21 protein-coding genes are annotated in these 23,484 nt (G+C 71.7%); 12 read left to right on the top strand and 9 right to left on the bottom strand.

What is annotated here, in order from left to right:
* Positions 1–77: 77 nt before the first annotated feature.
* A complete protein-coding gene (pyrE, locus tag Psi01_RS23040; protein WP_204066143.1) occupies positions 78–614 on the top strand; it encodes an orotate phosphoribosyltransferase in 537 nt (178 codons plus the stop codon).
* A 125-nt stretch (positions 615–739) separates the two neighbouring features.
* On the opposite strand, the gene Psi01_RS23035 is transcribed toward pyrE, so the two are convergent.
* Positions 740–1,168 carry a hypothetical protein gene (locus tag Psi01_RS23035; protein WP_204066142.1) on the bottom strand — a complete coding sequence of 143 codons (429 nt, stop codon included), beginning with the start codon at positions 1,166–1,168 and terminating at the stop codon, positions 740–742.
* Between the two features lie 231 nt (positions 1,169–1,399).
* Here Psi01_RS23035 and fbaA point away from each other — a divergent pair, with 231 nt between their 5' ends.
* From fbaA to Psi01_RS23015, 4 genes are all read left to right on the top strand, one after another.
* On the top strand, positions 1,400–2,422 hold the full coding sequence (gene fbaA, locus Psi01_RS23030) for a class II fructose-bisphosphate aldolase (protein WP_204066141.1): 1,023 nt from the start codon (positions 1,400–1,402) through the stop codon (positions 2,420–2,422).
* 117 nt (positions 2,423–2,539) lie between these two features.
* Complete coding sequence (locus tag Psi01_RS23025) at positions 2,540–2,959, top strand: DUF3151 domain-containing protein (RefSeq protein ID WP_204066140.1); 420 nt, start codon at positions 2,540–2,542, stop codon at positions 2,957–2,959.
* A gap of 124 nt (positions 2,960–3,083) precedes the next feature.
* Entirely contained in the window at positions 3,084–4,367 is a 1,284-nt protein-coding gene (locus Psi01_RS23020; RefSeq protein WP_204066139.1) for an adenylosuccinate synthase, read from the top strand.
* A gap of 86 nt (positions 4,368–4,453) precedes the next feature.
* Complete coding sequence (locus tag Psi01_RS23015; RefSeq protein WP_204066138.1) at positions 4,454–5,380, top strand: glycerophosphodiester phosphodiesterase family protein; 927 nt, start codon at positions 4,454–4,456, stop codon at positions 5,378–5,380.
* Between the two features lie 14 nt (positions 5,381–5,394).
* On the opposite strand, the gene corA is transcribed toward Psi01_RS23015, so the two are convergent.
* Positions 5,395–6,513, bottom strand: a complete 1,119-nt coding sequence (corA, locus tag Psi01_RS23010; RefSeq protein ID WP_204066137.1) for a magnesium/cobalt transporter CorA — start codon at positions 6,511–6,513, stop codon at positions 5,395–5,397.
* Positions 6,514–6,914: 401 nt separating this feature from the next.
* On the opposite strand from corA, the gene purD reads away from it, so the two are divergent.
* The 4 genes from purD (at position 6,915) to Psi01_RS22990 (ending at position 12,006) form a co-directional block, all read left to right on the top strand.
* A complete protein-coding gene (purD, locus tag Psi01_RS23005; RefSeq protein ID WP_204066136.1) occupies positions 6,915–8,153 on the top strand; it encodes a phosphoribosylamine--glycine ligase in 1,239 nt (412 codons plus the stop codon).
* A 103-nt stretch (positions 8,154–8,256) separates the two neighbouring features.
* The gene (locus tag Psi01_RS23000; protein WP_204066135.1) at positions 8,257–9,093 is read left to right on the top strand and encodes a phosphoribosylaminoimidazolesuccinocarboxamide synthase; all 837 of its coding nucleotides are present in this window, start codon (positions 8,257–8,259) and stop codon (positions 9,091–9,093) included.
* A 130-nt stretch (positions 9,094–9,223) separates the two neighbouring features.
* Positions 9,224–10,486 (top strand): UDP-N-acetylglucosamine 1-carboxyvinyltransferase, encoded by a 1,263-nt coding sequence (murA, locus tag Psi01_RS22995; RefSeq protein ID WP_204066134.1) that lies wholly within the window; start codon positions 9,224–9,226, stop codon positions 10,484–10,486.
* Positions 10,487–10,716: 230 nt separating this feature from the next.
* A complete protein-coding gene (locus Psi01_RS22990) occupies positions 10,717–12,006 on the top strand; it encodes a GTP cyclohydrolase IIa (protein WP_203876032.1) in 1,290 nt (429 codons plus the stop codon).
* A 25-nt stretch (positions 12,007–12,031) separates the two neighbouring features.
* Here the strand turns inward: Psi01_RS22990 and Psi01_RS22985 are convergent, their stop codons facing one another.
* Together Psi01_RS22985 and Psi01_RS22980 are read right to left on the bottom strand one after the other, a co-directional pair.
* Positions 12,032–13,576 carry a multicopper oxidase family protein gene (locus tag Psi01_RS22985; RefSeq protein ID WP_204066133.1) on the bottom strand — a complete coding sequence of 515 codons (1,545 nt, stop codon included), beginning with the start codon at positions 13,574–13,576 and terminating at the stop codon, positions 12,032–12,034.
* Positions 13,573–14,019 carry a hypothetical protein gene (locus Psi01_RS22980; protein ID WP_204066132.1) on the bottom strand — a complete coding sequence of 149 codons (447 nt, stop codon included), beginning with the start codon at positions 14,017–14,019 and terminating at the stop codon, positions 13,573–13,575. Before Psi01_RS22980 ends, Psi01_RS22985 begins: the two co-directional genes overlap by 4 nt.
* A gap of 177 nt (positions 14,020–14,196) precedes the next feature.
* Here Psi01_RS22980 and Psi01_RS22975 point away from each other — a divergent pair, with 177 nt between their 5' ends.
* From Psi01_RS22975 to Psi01_RS22965, 3 genes are all read left to right on the top strand, one after another.
* Positions 14,197–15,474: a sensor histidine kinase gene (locus Psi01_RS22975; RefSeq protein WP_204066131.1), complete on the top strand. Its 1,278-nt coding sequence runs from the start codon at positions 14,197–14,199 to the stop codon at positions 15,472–15,474.
* Positions 15,475–15,503: 29 nt separating this feature from the next.
* Positions 15,504–16,166, top strand: coding sequence for a response regulator (locus Psi01_RS22970; RefSeq protein WP_204066130.1), 663 nt, complete (start codon positions 15,504–15,506; stop codon positions 16,164–16,166).
* 72 nt (positions 16,167–16,238) lie between these two features.
* On the top strand, positions 16,239–17,195 hold the full coding sequence (locus tag Psi01_RS22965; protein WP_204066129.1) for an EamA family transporter: 957 nt from the start codon (positions 16,239–16,241) through the stop codon (positions 17,193–17,195).
* A 79-nt stretch (positions 17,196–17,274) separates the two neighbouring features.
* Here Psi01_RS22965 and hisC read toward each other — a convergent pair whose 3' ends face one another.
* The 5 genes from hisC to Psi01_RS22940 all read right to left on the bottom strand — a co-directional run bounded on the left by hisC (position 17,275) and on the right by Psi01_RS22940 (position 23,423).
* The gene (gene hisC, locus Psi01_RS22960; RefSeq protein WP_204066128.1) at positions 17,275–18,336 is read right to left on the bottom strand and encodes a histidinol-phosphate transaminase; all 1,062 of its coding nucleotides are present in this window, start codon (positions 18,334–18,336) and stop codon (positions 17,275–17,277) included.
* A gap of 66 nt (positions 18,337–18,402) precedes the next feature.
* Complete coding sequence (locus Psi01_RS22955) at positions 18,403–19,077, bottom strand: NUDIX hydrolase (protein WP_239127933.1); 675 nt, start codon at positions 19,075–19,077, stop codon at positions 18,403–18,405.
* Positions 19,078–19,096: 19 nt separating this feature from the next.
* Complete coding sequence (locus Psi01_RS22950) at positions 19,097–20,959, bottom strand: DUF4434 domain-containing protein (RefSeq protein ID WP_204066126.1); 1,863 nt, start codon at positions 20,957–20,959, stop codon at positions 19,097–19,099.
* A gap of 93 nt (positions 20,960–21,052) precedes the next feature.
* Positions 21,053–22,141, bottom strand: a complete 1,089-nt coding sequence (locus Psi01_RS22945; RefSeq protein ID WP_204066125.1) for a glycosyltransferase — start codon at positions 22,139–22,141, stop codon at positions 21,053–21,055.
* A 19-nt stretch (positions 22,142–22,160) separates the two neighbouring features.
* Entirely contained in the window at positions 22,161–23,423 is a 1,263-nt protein-coding gene (locus Psi01_RS22940; RefSeq protein ID WP_204066124.1) for a nucleotide sugar dehydrogenase, read from the bottom strand.
* Positions 23,424–23,484 lie beyond the last annotated feature (61 nt).

The raw sequence follows: 23,484 nt of genomic DNA, 5'->3' as shown, positions 1-23,484 counted from the left end.
GGTACTGCGCTTTACCCGGCGCGGACCGGCACCGGCCACCGGGAGGCCGCGGGCGGGGCGGCCCTACGCTTGGTGCCATGAGTGATCGTGAGAACCTGCTGGCCGAGATCAAGAGCAAGGGCGTGGTGCACGGGAAGGTCGTCCTGTCCTCCGGCAAGGAGGCGGACTTCTACATCGACCTGCGCCGGATCACCCTTGACGGGACGGCGGCGCCGCTGGTGGGCCGGGTCATGCTGGATCTCACCGAGGACCTCGGCTACGACGCCGTGGGCGGCCTGACCCTGGGAGCCGACCCGGTCGCGACGGCCATGCTGCACGCCGCGGCGGCCCGGGGCCGCGCGCTGGACGCCTTCGTGGTCCGCAAGTCGCAGAAGGCGCACGGCATGCAGCGCCGCATCGAGGGGCCGGACGTCGCCGGGCGCCGGGTGCTGGCGGTCGAGGACACCTCCACCACCGGCGGGTCCCCGCTGACCGCGGTGCAGGCGCTGCGCGAGGCGGGCGCCGAGGTCGTGGCGGTGGCCACGATCGTGGACCGGGGGGCCGCCGCGGCCATCGCCGAGGCCGGCCTGCCGTACCGGACCGCCTACGACCTGAAGGACCTGGGCCTGGCCTGAGACTCCGGTCCCGAAGTCCCGGTCCCGAAGTCCCGGTCCCGAACTCCCGGTCCCGGGTCTCGAACCGTCGCGACACGCCCGGGACCGCCGCGGTCCCGGGCGGGCGCCTCGTCGCCCGACGGCCGCTACTGCCTGGTGGCGGTGAACTCCTGGCGCTCCCCGGCCTCCCCGGGGATGCGGGCCTGCCCGTTCACCTGGACGCGGACGGACGACGAGTCGGTCAGCACGACGTCCACCTTCTCGTCGAAGGACTGGATCTGCTCGCCGCGGGCCATCTCCCTGTTGAGCAGGACGTCTCCGCCCGCGACCTTCAGGAAGACCGTGGGGCAGCGCTCCTGCAGGCACTCGACGAGCACCGTGGGCGCCTGGCCGGAGGCGATGGAGGAGGACGCGGCCACGGGGGCGGGCGAGGAGGAGGCCGGTGCGGAGTCCGCGTCGAGCGCGCCGGCCAGGGAGAGGATTCCGAGCACGATCATGGACAGCAGCGCCAGCGCCCCTGACACGGCCAGTGCCAGGCGGGCGATGCCCATCGGGTCAGACCTGTGGCGTCCCACACAGTGGAGGTTAGCGGTAGGTGAAGGAATCTCACGACTGACCCGCCACGTGTGGTAGGAGCGCCGACCGGATGCGGGCCGGACGGGGCCCGGCGGCGAAGAGCGTTCGCTTGGCGCGAAGCCGCGGCGAACCTACCCGCGGGAAGGGGAAACAGGAATACTGACCCGGGAGGGCCGGGCCCCGGCCAGGTCCTCCGATCCGAGCCCGCCGTCTCCAGGGAGATGAACCCGATGCCTATCGCTACCCCAGAGATCTACGCTGAGATGCTCGACCGCGCCAAGGCGGGCGGTTTCGCCTATCCGGCGATCAACGTGACCTCGTCCCAGACCTTGAACGCCGCGCTGCGTGGTTTCGCCGAGGCGGAAAGCGACGGCATCATCCAGGTTTCCACCGGTGGCGCCGAGTACCTGTCGGGCAGCACGGTGAAGGACATGGTGATCGGTGCGACGGCGCTGGCGGAGTACGCCCGTGTCGTCGCGGCGAAGTACCCCGTGACGGTCGCGTTGCACACCGACCACTGTCCCAAGGACAAGCTGGACGGCTTCATGCGCCCGCTGATCGACATCTCCCTGGAGCGGGTGGCCAAGGGGCAGGACCCGCTGTTCCAGTCGCACATGTGGGACGGCTCCGCCGTGCCGCTGGAGGAGAACCTCCAGATCGCGCAGGAGCTCATCGAGAAGTGCGCCCGCGCGAGGATCATCATGGAGATGGAGATCGGCGTCGTCGGCGGCGAGGAGGACGGCGTCGTCGGCGAGATCAACGAGAAGCTCTACACCACCGCCGAGGACGCCCTGGCGACCGCCGAGGCCGTGGGCGTCGGCGACAAGGGCCGTTACATGCTCGCCGCGACCTTCGGCAACGTGCACGGCGTCTACAAGCCCGGCCACGTCAAGCTCCGCCCGAGCGTGCTCAAGGAGATCCAGGACGCCGTCGGCGCCAAGTACGGCAAGGAGAAGCCGTTCGACCTGGTCTTCCACGGCGGGTCCGGCTCGCTGCTGGAGGAGATCCACGAGGCGATCTCCTACGGCGTGGTCAAGATGAACATCGACACCGACACCCAGTACGCCTTCACCCGCCCGATCGCCGCGCACATGTTCGGCAACTACGACGGCGTGCTCAAGGTGGACGGGGAAGTGGGCAACAAGAAGGCCTACGACCCGCGCTCGTACGGCAAGGCCGCCGAGACGTCCATGGCGGCCCGCATCGTGGAGGCGTGCCGGCACCTGAAGTCCGCGGGCACCAAGCTCACCTGATCCACGTCCGCGGGCACCAGGCTCACCCGAGCCGCGTCCGCGCGCGACGCGCCGGTCCCCGGGCACTCTCCGGGGGCCGGCCTTGGCCGACCCAGGTGCACCAGATAGGACATGAGTATGGAATCGCACGAGAACCTCCTCGCCGGACCTCCGCCCACCCACCTGCCGGACATGGCCGAGGCCAGGGAGGCCATGGAGAGCGGCGCCCAGGCCTCCGACGTCGCCGCGCGCTTTCCCTCCTACTCAGCCGCGTGGGGCGCGCTCGCCGACGAGTACTTCGCCGCGGGCCACGCGGTGACGTCGTACGCGTTCGCCCGCACCGGCTATCACCGCGGCCTGGACCAGCTGCGCCGCGCCGGGTGGAAGGGCCACGGCCCGATCCCCTGGGAGCACGAGCCCAACCGCGGGTTCCTGCGCTGCCTGAACGCGCTGGCGCGTGCCGCCCAGGCCATCGGCGAGAAGGACGAGGCCGAGCGCTGCACGCAGTTCCTGAAGGATTCCAGCCCCGAGGCGTACGACGAGCTGAGCGGCCGCTGACGCGCGGGATCTCCCTCCGCGAGGTGGGAGATCCCCATTTCCGACCTCGTCGGGTATTCTCTCCTCGCAAGAGCCCCTGTCGCGATTGCGTCAGGGGTTTTCGTTTTTCAGTGGGAGAACAACGATGCCGGCTGTCGTTCTCTTCGGCGCCCAGTGGGGCGACGAGGGCAAGGGTAAGGCCACCGACCTGCTCGGCGACCAGGTTGACTACGTCGTCAGATACCAGGGCGGGAACAACGCGGGCCACACGGTCGTCATCGGCGACCAGAAGTACGCCCTGCACCTCCTGCCGACGGGAGTGCTGTCGCCGAACGTCATCCCGGTCATCGGCAACGGCGTCGTCGTCGACCCCGGCGTGCTGCTGAGCGAGATCGAGGGGCTGGAGGCCCGCGGGGTCTCCTCCGAGCGACTGCTGATCTCGGCCAACGCGCACCTGATCATGCCTCACCACAAGGCCATCGACAAGGTGAGCGAGCGCTACCTCGGCAAGGCGCGGATCGGCACGACCGGCCGGGGCATCGGCCCGGCCTACGGCGACAAGATCTACCGGATGGGCGTGCGGGTCCAGGACCTGCTCGACCCGGGCATCCTGCAGAAGAAGATCGAGGTCGCCCTCAACGAGAAGAACCAGATCCTCACCAAGATCTACAACCGGCGCGGGCTCGACCCGGCCCAGGTGCTGGAGGAGTACCTCGGCTACGCCGAGCGCCTCAAGCCGCACATCGCCGACACCTCGCTGATCCTGAGCCGGGCGCTGGACGAGGGCAAGGTCGTGCTGCTGGAGGGCGGCCAGGGCAACCTGCTCGACATCGACCACGGCACCTACCCGTTCGTCACCTCCTCCTCGCCCACCTCGGGCGGCGCCTGCTCCGGCGCCGGCATCCCGCCGACCCGGCTGACCCGGGTGATCGGCATCCTCAAGGCCTACACCACGCGCGTCGGCTCCGGCCCGTTCCCGACCGAGCTCGACAACGAGATGGGCGAGTGGCTGCGCACCACCGGCGGCGAGTACGGCGTGACCACCGGCCGCAACCGCCGCTGCGGCTGGTTCGACGCGGTCATCGCCCGCTACGCCACCCGGATCAACGGCGTCACCGACTTCTTCCTCACCAAGCTGGACGTGCTGTCCGGCCTGGAGAGGATCCCGGTCTGCGTCGCCTACGAGGTCGACGGCGTGCGCCACGACGAGATCCCGATGACGCAGACGGACTTCCACCACGCCACGCCGATCTACGAGGAGTTCCCCGGCTGGCAGGAGGACATCTCCGGCGCCAAGTCCTTCGAGGACCTGCCCGCCAACGCCCGGGCCTACGTCAAGGCCCTGGAGGAGATGAGCGGCGCCCCGATCTCCGCCATCGGCGTCGGTCCCGGCCGCACCGAGACCCTCCAGCTCCGCCCGCTGATCTGAGATCCACCCCGGTACGGCTCATATCCCGATCGATCAGGCGCGAGCCGTACCGGGGGATTCGCACGCAGGGTCGGTAAAGTCCCTGTGTGCATGTCGAGATTCACGGTCACCGGGGAGCCCGCGGGCTCCGGCCGGAGAACACGCTGCCCGGTCTGGCCCACGCTCTCGAGGTGGGCGTCGACGCGCTGGAGTTCGACGTCGCCATGACGGCCGACCGGCGCCTGGTGCTCACCCACGACCTCACCGTGTCCGCGGTGACCAGCGCCGACGTCCGCCCGGCCTTCCGCGGCGACCCGCTCTTCCCCTACGTGGGCCGCCCGATCGGCTCGCTCACCCTGGCGCAGCTGCGCACCCTCGACTGCGGCGTACGGCTGCCGCAGCATCCCGAGGACCGCTTCGCCGCCACCCAGGTCCCGGTCCCGGACACCCGGATGCCCACGCTGGGCGCCGTGCTCGGCCTGGTGGACGCCTACGGCGCCGACGGCGTGCGGCTGCACGTGGAGCTGAAGTCCGACCCGACGCGGCCCGACCTGTCCGCCGACCCGCGCGAGCTCACCGAGATGGTGGTCGCCGAGCTCGACCGGCACCACCGGCTCGGCCGCGCGGCGATCCTCAGCTTCGACTGGCGCATCCTGCGGATCGCGCGGGAGCTGGTCCCCGCCACGCAGCGCTACGCGCTGATCGAGCTGGACACCCTCGACAGCGTCTGGCTGGACGGCCTGGAGCTGGCCGACTTCGGCGGCGACGTCCCGGCCGCCGCGGCGGCGGCCGGGGGCACCACGGTCTCGCCCGAGCACGTGATGGTGGACGAGCACTTCATGCGACAGGCCGCGGCCGCCGGGCTCCCGGTGGTCCCCTGGACGGTCAACGCGACCGGCAGGGCCGCGGAGCTGGCCGACCTGGGCGTGGCCGGGATCGTCACCGACTATCCCGACCGGATGCGCACCCTGTGGACCGAGCGCGGCCTCACACCGCCCGCCCCGGTCACCGCCCGGCGCACCGCCGCGGTCTAGGACGCCCGGCGGGGCTACAGCCAGCCGTTGCGGCGGAAGCCCCGGTAGAGCAGCGAGCAGACGAGCACCATGACGGCGATCACGACCGGATAGCCGTAGACGGCGTCCAGCTCCGGCATGTGCTCAAAGTTCATGCCGTAGATCCCGGCGATCATCGTGGGGACGGCCATTATGGCGACCCAGGAGGAGATCTTCCGCATGTCCTCGTTGGCGAGGGCGTTGGAGCGGGCGAGCGCCGCCTGCAGCACGGAGTTGCACAGTTCGTTGGACGACTCGACCTGCTCGCAGACGCGGGCGAGGTGGTCGACGACGTCGCGGAAGTACTCGCGCATGTCGGAGGGGATCATCCGGCGCTGGCTCAGCGAGGACAGCGGCGACTGCAGCGGGGTGACGGCCCGCTTCATCTCGATCATCTCGCGCTTGAGGTTGTAGATGCGGCTGATGTCGCGGGCGCTGACGTCGGCGAAGACCATGGCCTCCACCTCCTCCAGCTCGGCCTGCATCTCGTCGGCCACGTGCAGGTAGCGGTCGACGACGTGGTCGGCGATGGCGTGCAGCACGCCGGTCGGGCCGCGGTTGAGGAGCTTGGGCTTGTCCTCCAGGCGCTCGCGCACCTCCGACAGCGGGCAGTAGCGCCCGTGCCGCACGGTCACCACGAAGTCGGGGCCGACGAACGCCATGATCTCGCCCGTGCCGATGATCTCGCTGGTCGCGGTCAGCTCCTGGTGCTCCAGGTAGGCGATGGTCTTCAGGACCACGAAGAGCGAGTCGTCGTAACGCTCCACCTTGGGGCGCTGGTGAGCCTTGACGGCGTCCTCGACGGCGAGCGGATGGAGGTCGAAGACCTCCGCCAGCCACTCGACCTCGGGGGCGTCGGGCTCGTGCAGGCCGACCCAGACGAAGCCGTCGGCCTTCTCCTTGGTGGCGTTGTGGGCGCGGACGAGCTCCAGGGCGTCGGGGATGCCCAGGGCCTTGATCTTCTTGCCGCCGACGTAGGCGGCGTACTCGACGAGGGAGTCGCTCGGCGGCACGCAGGTGCCGTTCAGCCGGTCACGGACCGGGGTCGCGGGGCCGTGCGGGGCGCGGACAGCACGTGCGTGCTTGATACGGGGAAACAGGAGCGAGGAGCGCATGTCATGCCTTCCCGCCCGATCCGGCATTTCCCGCGCACGACGTGATGTCACCTCAGTTCGAACATGAATGCGCGCGGGGCCGATCGGGCACCGATATGGAGAAGTGGTTGAGAGTGCGCACAGGCAGCGTGCGCGAGCACGTACTGCTGGGATCGCCAGAGGACATCCCAAACCACCTCCAATCAGCTGTAGGCACGCAAAGCCGTCCGAATCTACCACAGAGCTCGGTCACAGAACGTCGGGGGACTCTCCCAGACTACTCCGGGCTCCGGAGGAGAACTCGCGTAATCGGGCATCCCGCCGCCGGGTGTCCCGGGCCCGGATGCCCACGGGGCGTTTCGCGGGGTTCTGTCCACAGGCTGTGGACGGTCCGGCCGGGCCGGGGCCGATAGGCTCTCCGCGTGCGCGTTCTTGTGATTGGATCCGGCGGGCGTGAGCATGCCCTGTGCCGGTCTCTGGCGGCGGACCCCCAGGTCACCGAAGTCCACTGTGCTCCCGGAAACGCCGGGATCGCGCGGGTGGCGACCCTGCACCCGGTGACCGCGACCGATCCGGCGGCTGTCGCCGGCCTGGCCCGGGAGCTGGAGGCGGACCTCGTCGTGGTCGGCCCCGAGGCGCCGCTGGTGGCCGGGGTCGCCGACGCGGTCAGGCAGGCCGGCGTGCCCTGCTTCGGGCCGTCGGCGCAGGCCGCGCAGGTCGAGGGCTCCAAGGCGTTCGCCAAGGACGTCATGGTCGCCGCGGGCGTGCCGACCGCGCGCTCGCGCACCTGCACCACCCCCGGGGAGGCCGCCGCCGCGCTGGAGGAGTTCGGCACGCCGTACGTCGTCAAGGACGACGGCCTGGCGGCCGGCAAGGGCGTGGTGGTCACCGACGACCGCGACGAGGCGCTGCGGCACGCCGCGGCCTGTGAGCGGGTCGTCATCGAGGAGTTCCTCGACGGCCCCGAGGTGTCGCTGTTCGCGCTCTGCGACGGGACCACGGCCGTGCCGCTCCAGCCCGCCCAGGACCACAAGCGCGCCTACGACGGCGACCAGGGGCCCAACACCGGCGGCATGGGCGCCTACACGCCGCTGCCCTGGGCCCCCGACGGCCTGACCGATCAGGTCATGGCCGAGACCGTCATCCCGACGGTGACCGAGCTGGCCCGGCGCGGCACGCCGTACACCGGGGTGCTCTACGTGGGCCTGGCCCTGACCTCCAAGGGCCCGAAGGTCATCGAGTTCAACGCCCGCTTCGGCGACCCCGAGACCCAGGTCGTGCTGGACCGGCTCCAGACCCCGCTCGCCGGGCTCCTGCTGGCCTGCGCCACCGGGACGCTCGGCGGGTTCGGGCCGATCTCCTACCGCGACGGCGCGGCGGTGACCGTGGTGGTCGCCGCCGAGAACTACCCGGCCGACCCGGTCAAGGGCGACGTGATCGAGGGTCTGGACGAGGCCGACGAGGTCGAGGGCGCCTACGTGCTGCACGCCGGGACCGCCTTCGACGGCGACCGGATCGTCTCCGGCGGCGGCCGGGTCCTCAGCGTGGTCGGCACCGGTCCCGACGTGGCCGCGGCCCGCGCCGCCGCCTACGCGGCCGTGGGCCGCATCCGGCTGCGCGGCTCCCACCACCGCACCGACATCGCCTTCCAGGCCCTGTAGACCCGGCACAGGACACGACACAGGACACGACCGGGCCCGCCGGCGCCACTCCGGCGGGCCCCCGTCCTGCGGAGGACCGCGGCCCTCCTGTCACACTTGGCCCGTGAAGCACGTGCACTCCGGCAAGGTCCGGGACCTCTACCAGACCGACGACGGCCTGCTGCTGATGGTCGCCTCGGACCGCATCTCGGCCTTCGACCACATCCTGACCCCCGACATCCCGGACAAGGGCACGATCCTCACCAAGCTGTCGCTGTGGTGGTTCGAGCAGCTGGCCGACATCGTGCCCGACCACGTGGTGAGCGCGGGCCCCGACGGACGCAGCGTGCTGTGCAGGCCGCTGCGCATGGTCCCGGTGGAGTGCGTGGCGCGGGGCTATCTGACCGGCTCGGGGCTGACCGACTACCGCCGTGACGGCGAGGTCTCCGGCGTACGGCTGGAGCCCGGCCTGGTGGACGGGTCCCGGCTCGCCGAACCGATCTTCACCCCCTCCACCAAGGCGCCCGTCGGCGAGCACGACGAGCCGATCAGCTTCGAGCGGGTCGTGCAGGAGGTCGGCGCCGAGACGGCCGGGGAGCTGCGCCGGATCACGCTGGCGGTCTACCGGCGCGGCGCGGAGATCGCGCTGGAGCGGGGCATCATCCTGGCCGACACGAAGATCGAGCTGGGCTGGGACGCCGACGGCGTGCTGACCCTGGGCGACGAGGTGCTGACCCCCGACTCCTCCCGCTTCTGGCCCCTGGACCAGTGGGAGCCCGGCCGCCAGCAGCCCTCCTTCGACAAGCAGTACGTCCGGGACTGGCTCACCTCCCCCGCCTCCGGGTGGGACCGCGCCTCCGGCGAGGCCCCGCCGCCGCTCCCCGACGAGGTCGTCGAGCGCACCCGGGACCGATACGTAGAGGCATATGAGAAACTGACTGGTCAGTCCTTCGCGGGGTAGTTGGTCCCCGAAGTACCAAGTTCGGGGATGCGTAACGGCTACTGTTGGCCCCATTCAGGTTTGGGCCGACGCTCACGTTGCCGTCGCCGTCGTACGAGTCACATCTCTCCATCTTCAAGGAGCCTGACGTATGGTCCGTTACCGCGTGCGCGGTGGCAACGCACTTCGCGGAACCGCCTTCATCCAAGGTGCGAAGAACGCCGTCCTGCCGATGATCGGCGCGGCGCTGCTGGCGGCCAAGGGCCGCACGGTACTGCGCAACGTCCCCATCATCGAGGACGTCCGTCGCGCGGTGGAACTGGCCGAGGCCATCGGCGCCAGGGTCGAGCTCCACGAGAAGGAGCGCACCCTGGTGATCGACGCCTCCGGGCTGAACAGCCCGGTGCTGCCCGCGGAGATCGCCCGTCGCTTCCGCGGCTCGGTGCTGTTCGTCCCGGCCCTGCTGCACCGCCTGGGCGAGGCGATCATCGAAGGCGTCGGCGGCTGCAACCTCGGCAGCCGCAACCTCGACTTCCACTACCTGGGCTACAAGCGCCTGGGCGCCGTGGTCAACGAGGGCGACGCCGTCATCCACGTCAAGGCCGCCGGATTCACCGGGGCGACCCTGTACCTGGACACGCCCTCGCACACCGGCACCGAGAACCTCATCATGGCGGCCGCCCTGGCGCGCGGCACCACCGTGATCGAGAACGCGGCGCTGGAGCCCGAGGTCCTCGACGTCATCGACATGCTGACCCGGATGGGCGCGAAGATCAGCGGCGGGGGCACCGGGTTCATCACCGTGGAGGGCGTGGACGAGCTGCACGCCGTCGAGCACACCGTGATGCCCGACCGGCTCGACGCCGGCGTGTTCGCCATGGCGGCGGCCATGACCGGCGGCGAGGTCAACCTGGTCGGCGCCGACCTCGACCACCTCGGCGTGGTGCGCTACAAGCTGGAGCAGATGGGCGTGGAGTTCGCCGACCACGGCGCGGTGCTGCACGTGCGCCGGGACCGCCCGCTCCGCCCGATCAACGTGATCACCGACACCTACCCCGGCTTCGCCACCGACCTCCAGTCGCCGATCATGGCGGTGGCCTGCCTGGCCGACGGCGCCAGTTACATTCACGAACGCATTTTCGACGGCCGTTTCGCACTGGCCACCGAACTCAACAAGATGGGCGCCGACATCGAGGTCAAGGAGAACAGCGCGGTCGTGCGCGGCGCGACTCCGCTGCGTGGCACCCAGGTGACCGCGCATGACCTCCGTTCCGGAATCGCGCTCGTTCTCGCAGGTCTCGCCGCCGAAGGTGAAACGGTGATCGAGTCCGGTTATCTCATCGACCGCGGTCACTCATATCTCGCCGAGCGCATGCAGGCGCTGGGCGCGGATGTGACGCAGGAGATTTCATAGCCATAATCAACCGGTTTCGCCCAGGCGATAACGGTCGTGACCTGTGTAAACAGTGAGAGTTAGGATTTACCGCCCAAGGTTGGCCGCGGATTGACATCAAATCGGGCGTGACATTATGGTCCCCGCGAGCGATCGTTCCAAAAGAGAGCCGAAATCAACGGACGGCAGGATGGGAACGAACATTGGTCGAGCGGGCCGAAGAAGCTCCACGAGTGTCACGCCCGGGTGCCATGACACCGGATCTCACTATCGGTGTGGTGGGCCCCCATGACCTCGTCGAGCGAGTGATGCTGATGGGCCATGCGGCGGCACCCCTTCCCTGTCGCCTCGTGGCCGCCGCCTACCGCGACGAACAGGAGGCCGCGGACAAGGTGACCCGCCTGGGGGCGGGGGTGGACGCGTGTCTGTTCGCCAGCCCCGTCCCCTACGACCTGGCCCGGCGGTCAGGGGTGCTGACGATGCCGGCGACGTACGTCCAGCTCGGCGGCGCCGCGCTGATCGCCGCGCTGGCGAAGGCGGTGATGGACGAGCGGATCGACCCCCGCCGGGTCAGCGTCGACGTGCTGAGCCGGGCGGACGTCGAGGAGGCCTACGCCGATCTGGGCCTGCCGGTCGAGAACGTGCACAGCCGCGACGAACCGGGCGCCACGGGCACGATCGCGGCCTTCCACGAGCGCCTGGTGCGCCAGGGCAGCACCACCGGGGCCCTGACCTGCCTGCCGGCGGTCGCCGACCGCCTGCGGGCGGCGGACATCCCGGCCGTCAGGATCCGCCCGACCTCCGCGGCCGTCCGCACGGCGCTGCACACCGCGGCGCTGCTGGGCGCCCACCACCGCCTGGAGGAGTCGCAGCTGACCGTGGTCCTGGTCGAGGTGCCCACGCTCCGCGAGCCGGTCCGCCGCGCCGCGCCGCGCCACTGGCGCGACGAGCTGCGGCTGTCGCTGCACCGGCTGCTGGTCCAGGAGGCCAACCGGATCAACGCGACGGTGACCGCGATCGACGACCACAGCTACATGGTCACCGCCACCCGCGGCTCGGTGGCCTCGGCCACCGAGGGCTTCCGGGTGCTGCCCTTCGCCGCCCGGGTGCGCGACGAGCTGGGCCTGGCCGTGGAGGTGGGCGTCGGCATGGGCCGCACGACCCACGACGCCGAGGCGCACGCCAGGGCCGCCCTGGCCCGCACCCAGGCGGGCAAGCAGGCGCAGGGCTTCGCGGTCGACCGCGAGGGCAGGGCGCTGATCCCCGCGCCCCGGATGCCTCCCCACGGCACGGGGGCGATCAAGCCCAAGGGTGTCGAGGTGCTGGCCCGCCTGGCCGCCAAGCTGGAGAGCGGCGACACGGTGGTGGACGCGGAGAGCGCGGGCAAGATGCTCGGCGTTACCTCCCGCACGGCACGGCGGTTGCTGCGCACGCTGGTGGACGAGGGACTCGCGTGGCCGCTCCCGCCGAACCGCACCCCACAGCCGGGCCGTCCGCGGCAGCTGTACCGCCTGATCGTGGAGAAGCTCGGCAGCCGCTAGGGCGGCCGGTCGGACCCGCGGCCGGTCAGACCACGTCGAAGTCGGCCATCATCGCCATGTCCTCGTGTTCGAGGGTGTGGCAGTGCATCATGTACCGGCCTCGGTAGCCCTCGAAGCGGACCAGCGTGTCCACGACCTCGTAGGGCCGCACGTCCACGGTGTCCTTCCAGCCCGCGTCGGTCGGCGCGGGCGGGCGGCCGTTGCGCGCGATCACCTGGAAGCGGGCCAGGTGCACGTGGACGGGGTGGTGGAAGTCGCCGGTGAACCGCCACAGCTCGGTGGTGTCCAGGCGCGGCCTGGCCAGCGGGACCCCCGGGCGGTACGGCATGCCGTTGATCGTCCAGGACCCGCCGCCGCCCTGCCCGGTCCGTCGGAAGTCGAAGACCCGGGTCGCGACGGCCGCCGACCGTTCCAGGGGTTCGACCCGGCCCAGCCGGTCCGGGACCGCGCTGTCGTCGCGGACCCGGCGGGCGACCCGGAAGCGCATGACGTTGCGGGCCGGGCCGGTCCCCAGGGTGTTGACCAGGGTCACCTCGGCGCCGACGGGATGGGCGGAGAAGTCCACGACCACGTCGAAGCGCTCGCCGGGCGCCACGGTGATCGCGTCGTGCTCCACCGGCGCGGCGAGCAGCCCCTGGTCGCCGCCGACCTGGACGAACCGGCCGCCGGGGGTCAGCGCCAGCCGGTAGCGGCGGGCGTTGGAGGCGTTGAGCAGGCGCAGCCGGTAACGGGCGGCGTCCACCTCCAGCACCGGCCAGGGCGCCCCGTTGACCAGGATCACGTCGCCCTCCACGCCCTCCATGTAGGCGTCCTCCACCCCGGGCCGCACCAGCAGGCTGGGGTCCAGCGACGGATAGCGGAAGGAGCCGTCCTCCTCGAAGGCGCGGTCGCAGATCATCAGCGGGATGTCCCGTTCGCCCTTGGGCAGCGGCAGGGCGTCGTCCTCGTCGTCGCGGACCAGGAGGAACCCGGCCAGCCCGCGCCACACCTGCGGCGCGGTGAAATCCATCCGGTGGTCGTGGTACCAGAGCGTGGCCGCCGGCTGCTCCAGCGGGTAGACGTAGTCCCTGGCCCCGGGATGGATGGTCCACTGCGACATGTCCGCGGCCCCGTGACGGGAGTGTCCCCCGGGCGGCGGGCGGAACCCGCGTCCCCGGGCCACCACCAGGTCGGTGGGATAGCCGTCGGAGTCGGGCGGGTTGACCCCGCCGTGCAGGTGCGTCGAGGTGGGCACGGACAGCTCGTTGCGGACCCTGACGACGGTACGGCTCCCGCGGCGCAGGTCGAAGGTCGGCCCGGGGAAGGTGCCGTCGTATCCCCACACCTCGGTCACGGTGCCCGGGATGATCTCCACCTTGGCGGCGCGCTGGACCACCTCGTAGTGGCCCGGCCGCACCGGGCGCGCCGTCGCGGGGAAGGGCAGCGGCACGGTGAACGGCCTGGGCAGCGGCAGCGCGCTCGTCAGGACCTCCCCGGAGACCTCCGCCGTCAGTCCGCCCCCCGCGCCGCATCCGGCGACCGCGAGCCCGGTGCCGCCGAGCAGCCCGAGGAAGCCCCGGCGGGAGATCACGCCTCCTCCGTCCGCAGGCCGGACCAGGCCCATCCGGTCAGTACGGCGGAGGCGCCGAAGATGGCCACGCCGAGCGGGAAGTGCCCGATGAGGACGCGTTCCTGTCCCATGAAGACCTGGAGCGTCTCGGCCACCATGAGCCCGCCGGTCATCCGGGCGGGCCAGGCCGGCCCCCTGACCGGGCGCCACAGCAGGATCGCGGCCACCAGCTGGAACAGCAGCATGGCGGCGGTGAACCCGGCGTTGTCGCGGTGCAACAGGAGCATGTCCACATCGCCGGTGACGAACAGTCCCGCCAGCGCCGCCTGGCCGAGCACGCCGAGCAGGTGCAGGGTGGCGGTGACGCGCAGCGACCAGACGGTCCAGCCGGGTGCGCGGGTACGGCGGGCCCGCGCCGCGGCGGGCGGGAGGCCGGGCTGTGCCGCGGCGGGTGAGCTCTTCATGATCGCAATGGTGGCGTGACGCCGTCGCGCGGTCGTCCGACCGGCGGCGTCACTTCGCCGTACATCCGGGGATGTACGGCGCGGCCGTACAGGGCCCCGGATACCACCGGGGGCGCAGGCGCGATGTCATCCACCGGCCGGTGGGCACGACCGGCGCGGTGACCTACCGTTTCAGGGATGAGGATCTCAGGCGTGCGGGGCCCGGGCGCGAGGATCTCGGAGACCGCGGGGGCCTGGAGGACCGCGGAGACCGTGAAGATCTGGAAAGCCGCGGAGAGCGTGAAGACCTGGAAGGTCGACGTGCTGAACGCCGTGGTCGTGCTGGCGCTGGGTGTCGTGGGCACCTACGGGCGGCTGTCCGACTCGGGGCTGGCCGAGCGGCCCCTGGACACGCCGGGCCTGGCGCTGATCGTGGTGTCCTCGCTCGCGCTGGCGCTGCGGCGCGTGACCCCCGTGCCGGTCGGGGCCGTCACGGTGGGCTGCGCCGTCGCCTACTACGCCGCCCGGTATCCGGGCGTCTTCGCCGTCGTGCCCGCGCTGGTCGCCATCTACACGGCGGCGGTCCTCGGGCGGCGCCGCCTGGCGATCGCGCTGGCCGCCGCGCTCGCCGTGGGGATCTCCGTCCCGGTCGCGCTCGCCGAGCACGACCCGGAGCCCGGCGGCCTGACCCTGCTCAGCGGCTGGCTGGCGGCGGCGGTCGTGGCCGGCGAGCTGAGCCGCAACCGCCGCGCCTACGTCCGCGAGGTCGAGCGGCGGGCGGCCGAGGCCGAGCGCACCCGGGAGGAGGAGGCGCTGCGCCGGGCCGGCGAGGAGCGCCTCTGGATCGCCCAGGAGCTGCACGACTCGCTCACCCACGCCATCTCGGTCGTCAACGTCCAGGCGTCGGTCGCCCTGCAGACCTTCGAGCACCGGCCCGAGCTGGCCCGCGAGGCGCTGAGCGCCATCAGGGAGTCCGGGCGCGAGGCCATGGACGAGCTGCGCGCCACCCTGGGCGTGCTCCGGCAGGCCGAGCCGGACGGCCCGGAGGCGGGCCTGGCCCGGCTGCCCCGGCTGGTGGACCGGGCCGAGTCCGCGGGGCTGCCGGTGCGCACGGTCGTCGTCGGCACCCGGCGGGAGCTCCCCCCGGAGGTCGACCGGGCCGCCTACCGCATCGTGCAGGAGGCGTTCACCAACGTGCTGCGGCACGCCGGGGCCGCGTCGATCACGCTGACGACCGAGTATCGTCCCGGCATGATCGTGCTGGGCGTCGAGGACGACGGGGAGTCCCGTGCCGGGGAGACCGGGAACGGGATGGGACTGATCGGGATGCGCGAGCGCGCGGTCGCCGTCGGCGGGTCGTTCAGCGCCGGGCCGCGCCCGCGGGGGGGCTTCGCCGTACGGGCCGAACTACCGACGGACCTGCGGGCCGAACCGCCGACGGACCTGCGGGCCGAACCGCCGGTGGGACGCTCGTGATCCGGGCGGGCGCCGGTCCGGGTGACACCGTGATCCGGGTGGTGCTGGCCGACGACCAGCCGCTGATCCGCGCCGGGTTCCGGGTGCTGCTGGAGATGGCGGGCGACATCTCCGTGGTCGGCGAGGCCGGTGACGGGGGCGAGGCCGTGGAGCTGTGCCGCGCGCTGCGGCCGGACGTGGCGCTGCTGGACGTCAGGATGCCGTCGGTCGACGGGATCCAGGCCACCCGGAGGATCGGCGCCGACCCCGGGCTGGACGGGGTGCGCGTGGTGATCCTGACCAACTACGCGCTCGACGAGTACGTCTTCGCCGCGCTGCGCGCCGGGGCGAGCGGCTTCCTCGTCAAGGACATCGAACCGGCCGACCTGCTGCGGTCGGTGCGGGTCGCCGCGGGCGGCGAGGCGCTGCTGTCGCCCTCGGTGACCCGCCGTCTGATCGAGGAGTACGTCGCCACCCCGCCCCGGCCGGTGCCCGGACCCGGCCTGGAGCGGCTGACCGGCCGCGAACGCGAGGTGCTGGCCCTGGTCGCGACAGGGATGTCCAACGAGGAGATCGCCTCGCACCTGACCATCAGCCACGCCACCGCCAAGACCCACGTCAGCCGGATCCTGGGCAAGCTGGGCGCCCGCGACCGGGCCCAGCTGGTCGTGCAGGCCTACGAGTCCGGCCTGGTCGTCCCGGGGAGGCGCTAGGAACCCGGGCGGGAACGCGGCGGCCGGAACCCGCGAGCGGAATGTCGGGGGCGACCGGTATTGTCATGTGTCATGAGTCCGAACACTGCTGACAAGCGCACATCACTGCTCGTCTGGGGCGCCCTGGCGATCGTCTACGTGGTGTGGGGCTCCACCTACCTCGGCATCATGATCGTGATCGAGACGATCCCGCCGCTGCTCAGCGGGGCCATGCGCTTCTCCGCGGCCGCGCTGGTCCTGGCCGCCGCGATCCTGCTGCTGCGCGGGCCGGAGGCCTTCCGGATGACCGTCAGGCAGTTCGGCGGGGCGGCGCTGGTCGGCCTCCTGCTGCTGACCGCGGGCAACGGCATGGTCTCCGTCGCCGAGCAGCACATCTCCAGCGGGCTGGCCGCGCTGCTGGTGGCCTCGGTGCCGCTGTGGCTGGTGATCCTGCGGATCGTCACGCGCGACCGGCCGCGGGTGCTCACCCTGGCCGGGGTGCTCATCGGCTTCGCCGGGGTCGCGGTGCTCTCCCTGACCGGCGGCGACGGCGCCGGCAGCGGCACCGGCATCACGATCATCCTGCTGGCGTCGCTGTCGTGGTCGGTCGGCTCGTTCCTGTCCTCCCGGATCCCGATGCCCGCCAACCCCTTCACCGCGAGCGCGGTGGAGATGCTGGCCGGCGGCGCCGGGCTGGCGGTGATCGCCCTCGCCTCGGGCGAGCGGCTGGACCCGGCCGTCGTCTCCGGACGGTCCTGGGCCGCGCTGGCCTACCTGATCGTGATGGGCTCGCTGGTCGCCTTCACGTCCTACGTGTGGCTGCTGGGCAAGGCGCCGATCTCGCTGGTGTCCACCTACGCCTACGTCAACCCGGTCGTGGCGGTGATCCTCGGCGCGCTGGTCCTGAGCGAGCCGGTGACCGGCTCCATGGTCGCCGCCGGTCTGGTGATCGTCCTGGGCGTCGCCCTGGTGGTCTCCACCGAGCGCCGCAGACCCGCCGGGACGCAGGAGAAGGAACCCGAGGCCGTGGAGGCCGCGACCCCGGCCTGAGCGACGTCACGGCCTCCCTGGAGGCCGCCGGGGCCGGCGGAGGACCGGACGGGGCCCTCCGCTCCGGCCCGGACGGGCCTCAGCCCTTCCTGAAGGCGGCCGCCGCCGCCAGGAAGGCGTCGTTGGCCTCAGGACTGCCGATGGAGACCCGGGCGCCCTCGCCCGCGAAGGGCCGTACGGCGACGCCCTCGACCGCGCACGCCTCGGCGAAGGCCGTCGTGTCGTCGCCCAGGCGCAGCCAGACGAAGTTGGCCTCGGTGGAGGGCACCGTCCAGCCCTGGGCGATCAGCGCCTCCCGGACCCGGGTGCGCTCCTTGACCACGGCCTCGACCCGCTCCAGCAGCTCCTCCTCGGCCGCGAGGGAGGCCACCGCGGCGACCTGGGCGAGGTGGTTGACCGCGAAGGGCACCATCGTCTTGCGCACGGCGGAGGCCACCGGCTCGTTGGCGATCAGATAGCCGACCCGGAGCCCGGCCAGGCCGTACGCCTTGGAGAAGGTCCGCAGCACCGCCACGTTCGGCCGGTCCCGGTAGATCGTCAGGCCGTCGGTGACGTCGGCGTCCCGGACGTACTCCCGGTAGGCCTCGTCGAGCACGACGAGCACGTTCTCCGGGACCCGGTTCAGGAACGCCTCCAGCTCGGCCGCGCGCACGACCGTGCCGGTGGGGTTGTTCGGGTTGCAGACGAAGACCATCCGGGTCTGCGGGGTGATCGCCTCGGCCATGGCCTCCAGGTGGTGGGTCTCCTCCACCAGCGGGACCCGGACCGACGTCGCCCCGGCCAGGTCGGCCAGGAGCGGGTAGGCCTCGAACGAGCGCCAGGCGTAGACCACCTCGGCGCCCGGCTCGCCCACGGTCTCGAACAGCTGCTGGGCCACGGTGACCGAGCCCGCGCCCAGCGCGATGTGCTCGGGCGGCACGCCGTACCGCTCGGCGAGCGCGGCGGTGAGCGCGGTCGCCGCCGGGTCGGGATAACGGTGGATCTCCGTCGCCGCCTTGGCGATCGCCTCGACGACCGAGGGCAGCGGGTCGTAGGGGGATTCGTTGGACGACAGCTTGTAGGACCGGCCGTCGGCGGACACCACGGCCTTGCCCGGCTTGTAAGCAGGCATTGTGTCCAGGATCGCGCGGAAACGAGGCATGGCCTTACCTTATGAGGAGCAGGCGGTTGGGGCACCACCCCCTGCCCCGGTGGAGGGCGCGGCGGGTCAGTCCTTGAGCGAGCGCAGCATCGGGGGATGCAGCAGCTCGGCCGGGCCCCGGCGGTAGAGCTTGGCGGGACGGCCTCCGTCACGGGTGGTGGTCCGGCCGGTGGGGACGAGGAAGCCCTCGGCGTTGGTGACCTTGCGGTGGAAGTTGCGCGGGTCCAGCGGGCGGCCCCACACGATCTCGTAGACGCGGCGCAGGTCGGCCACGGTGAACTCGGCCGGGCAGAAGGCCGCGCCCAGCGAGCTGTACTCCAGCTTGGCCCGGGCCCGCTCGACGCCGTCGACCATGATGCGCCGGTGGTCGAAGGCCATGGACGTCAGCTCCCTGACCGGCTGCCAGCTCATGTGCGCCTCGGTGGAGGCCGGCAGGTCCGGGGCCAGGCCGAGGTAGGCCACGCTCACCACGCGCTGGCGGGGGTCGCGGTCGGGATAGCCGTAGGTCTGCAGCTGCTCCAGGTGCACCGGGGCGCCGGGCAGGCCGGCCCGCTCGGCCAGGATCCGGCCCGCGGCGGCGGGCAGGTCCTCGTCGAGGTGGATGAAGCCGCCGGACAGGGCCCAGTGTCCTTCGTACGGCGGGTTGTCCCGCCGCCAGACCAGCGCGCTCAGCTCGTGGCCGCGCACCGTGAGGACGACCAGGTCCACGCTGACGGGGATCCGCGGAACCGGAGGAGTCACGGCAGGCACGTTACACCGATCAGGCGACGATGCGGACGTGCAACGGCTCCGCCGCCTCGCGTCCGTCGGCTGCGGCGACCTCCAGGCGCACCCAGGTGTCGGCCGGCACCTGGGTCCAGTCGAACGGCAGCCACGCCGTCGTCATCCCGGTGGGCGTGCCCTCCGGCGGCGGCACGAGGTTCACCCCGGCGACGTCGACCGTCCTGGGCTCCTGCTGTCCCTCCCAGGTGATCGTCACCTTCGTGCCCACGGGGATGTTGTATCCGCGGATCTCGATGCCGTCCCGGATGTCGCGGCCCAGCCGTACGGCGTCGACCGGGATCGGCCGGTCGTGGTCGCGCAGGACCTCCTCGGCCAGGGACGGCGAGCCGCAGGTGAAGAAGTCGCTCCACATGTAGGAGACGACCTTGGAGACGTACCGGCCGACCTGCGTGACGGCCCGGTCGAGCCGGTCCTTGTCGGTGGCCCCCCGGGTCCCGGTGCGGGACCCGCAGGGCTGGGCCGCCGACGGCTCGAACGCCTCCACGTTGGCCCACAGCTGCACGTCGTAGCCCTGCTCGACCATCCTGGTGCGGGCCTCGGCCATCGCCCGGTAGTAGTCGCGGGTGGAGCCGTGGTAGGCCTCGCCGTTGCTGAGCCCCTCGCCGACCACCGGGACGAGCCGTTCGTCCACCGGTTCGTCCTTCTCGTCCGGCCAGAACAGCCCGACCTTCCCGGTGCCCCGGCTGTCCTGCGGCGCGATGATCCCGACCCCGGTCCTGGCCAGGGCCTCGAAGCCCTTGGCCACCTCCTTGGGCGTGGCGCTGAACGCCTTCTTCTTGCGCGCCTCCAGGTAGGGGCTGACCAGGATGGGCTTGCCCGGCATCACCTGCTCCACGATCTCGTGCTGGGAGGCGTAGACCCGCAGCGTCGGGTTGTCCTTCGCCGCCTCCTCGGGGTCGTCCGACCCGGTGTAGACCATGTCGCGCATCTGCAGCTCGAACGGCTGATAGAAGCCGCCCAGCGAGGCCCTGTCCCGGAAGCGGGCGCCGTAGTCCTGCAGGATGCGCCGGGTGAGCGTGGTGAGGGTCTCGATGCCCCGCTCGGAGGCCCGGGTCGTCTGGCCCGGGTCTCGCGGGGCCAGCGGCAGCGCCGGGAAGACCTTCATGTGGAACTGGTCACCGAGGTCGAGCAGCTCGGTGAGGCTGTCCTTGTCCTGCTCGGCGGCGGCGATCAGGATCACGTGGTAGGCGCGCCCCCGGGAGCTGAGGTTGTCGCAGGTGGCGTCGTCGCTGCCGTCCTCCGGGGCGACGATCCGGTAGAAGACCTTCCGGCCCACCTGGATCTTCTTCTCCACGGAGGGGCAGCGGAAGATGTTCGGCCCGAACGCCTCGTCGGTCCGGTAGACGAAGGTCCAGCTGATCCGGTTGCCCGGGTTCAGCGCCTTGAGGTCGCGCTCGGCCGCCGCCGCGCAGGACAGGCCGTCCTCCTCGCACGGCTCGTAGAGGCGGTCCACCTCCCCGTCCTTGAGGATCCGGCCGTCCCCGTCGATCGCACGGGCCTGCAGGCCCCAGCCGATCCGGATGACGGTGTCGCCGCCGACCTCGTGGATGGCCCGGAACTGGCTCCGCCAGGTGCAGTGGTCGGTGGTCGGGATGAGCCAGTAACCCGTCACCGCGTACGGCGCCTTCACCGTGGTGTCGAACGTTCCACACGGGTCGGTGAAGGTCTCGGCCTGGGAAGAGGTGGAGACGCTCGGGGCGGCGGAGGAGGCGGAGGAGGCGACCGGCGAGCTGTCGCCCGTCCTGACCGAGCCCGCCGGGCCGTCCGGCCGCAGGACCAGCACGACGGTCGCGACCGCGGCGAGGATCGCCACTCCGAGAAGAGCCGTGAACCAGCGCACGTTCAGGACACTACCGTTCTTGCGATCAGGCTGACGTAAGGAGCTTCTCCGGGACACGGGCCGGTCGCGGGCCCACGTCTCCGGCCGGGCGGATCAGTTCTTGACCCCGGCCCAGGCCTCCAGCTGGGCGACGAAGCGGCGGGCCGAGTTCGGCCAGTGGTGGTTCGCACGGGCCGCCGCATACCCGCGAGCGCCCTGGGCATGCCGCTCCTTGGCGTCGTCGCGCAGTGTCAGCACGGCCTGCGCCACGGCCTTGGGGTCCTGCCAGGGGACCACCATGCCGCTGTTGTAGCGCTCGACCAGCTCCACCGCGCGGGGCGAGGGAGTGGTGATCACCGGGATGCCGTGCGCCATGTACTCCACGATCTTCGTGGGCATGGAGTGGCGGTAGTTGGGCTCGTCGTGCAGGAGCGACAGACCAGCCAGCGCCCCGTCGAGCCGCTTGAGCGCCTCGTCGTTCGGCATGAAGTCGCGCCACTCCAGCAGGCCCTCGGTGACCGCGTCGTTGAGCAGCGGCCGCGACTGCGGGTCGGCGTAACCGATCAGCTCGACCGCCACCCGGTACGGCTGGAGCAGGCGGGCCACCTCGATGGCCTCGTGCACGCCCCGGGCCTCCGACAGCCAGCCGAGGTAGACGATGCGGTCGTCGCCCGGCGTGGTCACGGCGTCGGGCACCCACGTCTCGTTGGGCACCACCAGGTGGGCCTGGCGGAACCGGCCCGCGTAGGCGGTCTCGGCCAGCAGCAGGTGGAGGTGGCGCTCGGCCGTACCCTCCAGCAGGCGGGCCAGGAACCGCACCGGCGGGCGCAGGAAGGCCGGCAGCCAGGGCTTGAGCGACAGGGTCGCCGGGGTGTCCTCGTGGACGTCCCAGACCACCGGCGGGCGCTTGCGCACGCCCGCCACGGCGAGCAGCAGCTCGGGGTCGTGGATGACCACCAGGTCGACCTGGTCGCGCATGCGCTTGAACACCTTGCGCGCGGCGCGCACCGCCGCCAGCCGCTTGCGCTCCGCGGCGCGGGGCAGGTCGATGCCGTTGACCCAGGACCGTGCCATGACGCCCCGCGCGGTGTAGGGCGCGGCATACGTGACCTCATGACCGGCGTCCACGAGCGCCCGGATCTGCCGGTGCAGGATCCGGGCATCCTCGGGGTGATGAACCACCGTCATGACGAGCACGTGCACTGCGCGCAGCCCTCCGTCGCTAGAGCCGCTCGACGCGTTCACCCTCGGCGAGCACGCCGCGGGTGTCGAGCACGAGCGTGCCGTGGTCCTCGACGGTCGTCAGATCGAAGGCGGCGTGCTGCTGCAGCAGCAGCGTGATGTCCGCTTCGGCGACCGCCTTGGCGAGGTTCTCCTCACGCGGCACCGAGACTCCGTCGACCGTCCACTCTCTGACGTACGGGTCGGCGAAGACCAGGTCGGCGCCGAGCTCCATCAGCGCCCGCGCGACCGGCAGCGCCGGGGTCTCGCGCTCGTCGGCGATGTCGGGCTTGTAGGTGACGCCGAGCAGAAGCACCCGGGAGCCGTTGACGGCCTTCCTGTGCCGGTTGAGCAGCCGCTGCGCGCGGGCCACCACGTAGGACGGCATCCGCTCGTTGATCTCCTGGGCCAGCTCCACGAACCGGAACGGGTAGCCCAGCTTGCGCACGGTGTAGGACAGGTAGGACGGGTCCACCGGGATGCAGTGGCCGCCCACGCCCGGTCCGGGCAGGAACTTCTGGAAGCCGAACGGCTTGGTGGCCGCCGCCTCGATGGACTCCCAGAGGTTGATGCCGAGCTCGTCGCAGAAGATCGCCATCTCGTTGACGAGGGCGATGTTGACGTGCCGGTAGGTGTTCTCCAGGAGCTTGGCCATCTCGGCCTCGCGGGTGCCGCTCACCGGGACGACCTGCTCGATGAACTGCGCGTAGAAGGCCGTGGCCACGTCGCGGCAGGCAGCGGTGTAGCCGCCGACGACCTTGGGCGTGTTGCGCAGGCCGAACTTGGGGTTGCCCGGGTCGATGCGCTCGGGCGAGAAGGCGAGGTGGAAGTCCTTGCCCGCGACGAGCCCGGAGGACTCCAGCAGGGGACGGGCCACCTCGTCGGTGGTGCCGGGCCAGGTGGTGGACTCCAGGACCACCAGCGTGCCCGGGGCCAGGTTGCGCGCCACGGTGGCGGTCGCCCCCTCGACGGCCGACAGGTCGGGACGGTGGTCCTCGTCCAGCGGGGTCGGGACGCAGATGACGACGGTACGGCTGCGGGACAGCACCGTCTCGTCCAGCGTGGCGCTGAACCCGTGGGCCAGCATGTGCTCGAGGTCGGCGTCGGTCAGGTCGTCGATGTAGGAGCGGCCGGCGTTGAGGGCGTCCACCTTGCGGGGGTCGACCTCGAACCCGACGACGCGCAGACCCGCCGCGGTGGCCTCTTTGGCCAGCGGCATGCCGACGTACCCGAGACCGATTACGGCCAGGTCGTAGCCGGTCACTGGGAGACCCTGAGGAGCCGGAAACAACACTTCATGGTCGCAAAGGTTATCTCAACTCGAC

This window comes from Paraplanobispora siamensis, assembly GCF_016863175.1.
GTDB lineage: Bacteria > Actinomycetota > Actinomycetes > Streptosporangiales > Streptosporangiaceae > Planobispora > Planobispora siamensis.
Note: the sequence above shows the minus strand (reverse complement) of the source record. Positions and strands in the feature narration are given on the sequence as shown.